The sequence below is a fragment of the Neochlamydia sp. EPS4 genome, from assembly GCF_000813665.1.
Classification (GTDB): Bacteria; Chlamydiota; Chlamydiia; order Chlamydiales; family Parachlamydiaceae; genus Neochlamydia.
The window spans coordinates 1-3,039 of record NZ_JSDQ01000033.1; the positions used below are offsets into that span (position 1 = coordinate 1).

Annotated in this window: 2 protein-coding genes; both read left to right on the forward strand. The window is 39.3% G+C overall.

Features of this window, described 5'->3' with window-relative positions:
• Positions 1 to 460: 460 nt before the first annotated feature.
• Complete coding sequence (locus DB42_RS10260; RefSeq protein ID WP_052435935.1) at positions 461 to 1,456, forward strand: leucine-rich repeat domain-containing protein; 996 nt, start codon at positions 461 to 463, stop codon at positions 1,454 to 1,456.
• Positions 1,457 to 1,992: 536 nt separating this feature from the next.
• Positions 1,993 to 3,039 (forward strand): F-box protein (locus DB42_RS10265; RefSeq protein ID WP_202965067.1); only part of this gene is annotated, 1,047 nt, incomplete at its 3' end.

The window sequence follows — 3,039 nt, forward strand, 5'->3', positions numbered from 1 at the left end:
TAAGTCATCCGCTTTCCTTCCCGCAACTAAGTAACTAAAGCTAACCCACACATTTATAATGGCAAGAAGTTTTTCTCTTTTTCTGCAGATTGCTAGGCTGGGAGGGCAACTTTTCTTGACAGGAAGAAACTGGTGGATTGTATTCCATCATTCGTTAGAAGAATTAAAACAAGGCACCAAAAAGAGCCGTTTTATCTCAAATACAAAGAATCAATTTCATTTTTTTAGCCAAACTGAAATTGCCGCATCACTTAATCCCCAAAACCTGTGGCTGCTCCTAAATGCTTAGAAGGTCTACTCCCTTTCCGTGAATCTATCTGAAATAAAAGCGTGGTAGATCATTTGTGAGTGGTTATTCATAGATAAGGATACGAATTCGTTTGACTTGCTTTTTTAATTTTTTATATTGTCTTTAAAAAATAAAAATGCTTAAAAAGTTATCCCTACCTAAGGAAATAAAATGCATCCTATCTCATCGACATCTATTGAAAGCTTGCCCAATGAATTGCTACTCCCTATCTTAGAGGCTTGCGCAGTTCCTTCCTTATTTAGCGTCTGTAAAAGATGGCATCATCTGCTGGCTACTGAAGTCATGCCCCCTCTTTATAAGCAAATAGGTAAAGTGCATGTTCCTCAAGGAAATGTTAAGGAGCAGGCTTTCATTGTAGATAGGATTTATAAGCTAAAAGAAAAGCTTTCTGAAACAGCAAAGGTAAATGCAATCTTCAGGCAAATCTTTACTTTAGCCAAGTCTCTTTCTCCTTTGGAATTTAAATGGAAAACAGAAGAAAAAAGAGGCTTAACGCTGGCTAATTACTCTTCTTATCTCTTAAATATTAATCGCCTTTTAGTTTGGAAAAAGCTTCCTGGTGGGGAAGAATACTTGAGCCGAGAAGAAATTAAGCACTTGCCTTTAGAAAAAAAAGGAGAGCTTTTTAGAGATTGGATTGAAGAAAATTGTAAAAACGTCACGTTTTTAGGTTTATCTGGAATAGGCTTAACTTATTTACCCCCAGAAATATGTCAGTTATCTAGGCTGCAATGGCTTAACTTAAATCAAAACCAGCTCACCAGCCTGCCTGCAGAAATCGGACAACTGTCTGAGCTGCGAGTGCTTTACTTAAATCAAAACCAGCTCATCAGCCTACCTGCAGAAATCTGTCAATTGTCTCTGCTGCAATATCTTTACTTAAATCAAAACCAACTCACCAGTCTGCCTGCAGAAATCGGACAGATGTCTCAGTTGCGATGGCTTGATTCAAGCCAAAACAAGCTCACCGCTCTGCCTGCAGAAATCGGGCAGCTGTCTGAGCTGCAAACGCTTGAATTAAATCAAAACCAACTTACCACTCTACCTGCAGAAATCGGGCAGCTGTCTAAGCTGCACACGCTTGAATCAGAGGAAAATCCTTTGAAAGATATTGCAGAACACATAAGGCCGCGTTTTCGATTGTAGAATGGTCGTAAGTACTTCTTAAATTGAGGTGAGCTAAAATGAAATAAAAAACTTTTAGCCATCTTATCTTTAAACAATTAATCCGCTTTTCTTCCAGCAACTAAACAAGCTTAAACTGACCTACATATTTATAACGACAAGAAGTTTCTCTCTTTTTCTGCAGGGTCCTAGGCTGGGAGAACAACTTTTCTGGACAGAAAGAAGCTAGGCGTATTGTATTCCATCATGCGGTAGAAGAATTAAGACAAGGCACCAAAAAGAGCCGTTTTTCTCAAATAAGGCAAAGAATCAATCTCATTCTTTTAGCCAAACCAAAATTGCCGCGTCACTTAATCGCCAAAAGCTGTGGCTGCTCCTAAATGCTTAGAAGGTCTCCACCCTTTCCTTGAATCTATCTGAAAAAAAGCGCGGGTAGATTTATCTATGAGTTGTTTTTCGTTGACAAGGATGCGAATTCGTTTGACTTGCTTTTTTAATTTTTTTATATTTCTTTAAAATAAAAATAATAAAAAGTTATCCCTACCGAAGGAAATAAAATGCATTCTATCTCATCGACATCTATTGAAAGCTTGCCCAATGAATTGCTGCTCCCTATCTTAGAGGCTTGCGTAGTTCCTTCCTTATTTAGCGTCTGTAAAAGATGGCATCATCTGCTGGCTACGGAAGTCATGCCCTCCCTTTATAGGCAAATAGGTAAAGTGCATGTTCCTCAAGGAGATGTTAACGAGCAGGCTTTTATTGTAGATAAAATTTATGAGTTGAAAGCTGAGATTCCTGCAGTAGCAAAAGTAAATGCAATTTTTAGGCAAATCTTTACTTTAGCCAAGTCTCTTTCAACTTTAGAATTTAAAGTACAAATAGAAGAAAAGAGGTATCTTACTCTGGCTAACTACTCTTTCTATCTTGTAAATATTAATCGCCTTTTACTTTGGAAAAAACTTCCTGGTGGGGAAGAATACTTGAGTCGAGAAGAAATTAAGCACTTGCCTCTAGAAAAAAAAGGAGAGCTTCTTAGAGATTGGATTGAAGAAAATTGTAAAAACATTATGGCTTTAGATTTATATAAAGCAGGCTTGATTTACTTACCTCCAGAAATAGGCCAGTTATCTAAGCTGCAAGAGCTTAACTTAAGCCAAAACCAGCTCACCAGCCTGCCTGCAGAAATAGGCCAATTGTCCAAGCTGCAAACGCTTAAATTAAATCAAAACCAGCTTACCGCCCTGCCTGTAGAAATCGGCCAATTGTCTCAGCTGCAATGGCTTAACTTAAGGCAAAACCAACTCACCAATCTGCCTGCAGAAATCGGGCAGCTGTCTAATCTGCTACAGCTTCACTTAGACCAAAACCAGCTCACCGCTCTGCCTGCAGAAATCGGGCAGCTGTCTAATCTGCTACAGCTTCACTTAGACCAAAACCAACTCACTAGTCTTCCTGCAGGAATCGCGCAGCTGTCTATGCTGACACGGCTTGAATTAAATCAAAATCAGCTCACCGCTCTGCCTACAGAAATCGGGCAATTGTCTCAGCTGCGATGGCTTAATTCAAGCCAAAACCAGCTCACCAGCCTGCCTGCAGAAATCGGG

What these genes read in the sequence shown, in the direction of transcription:
- DB42_RS10260 (WP_052435935.1), top strand. Translation starts at nt 461, where the DNA reads ATGCATCCTATCTCATCGACATCTATTGAAAGCTTGCCCAATGAATTG.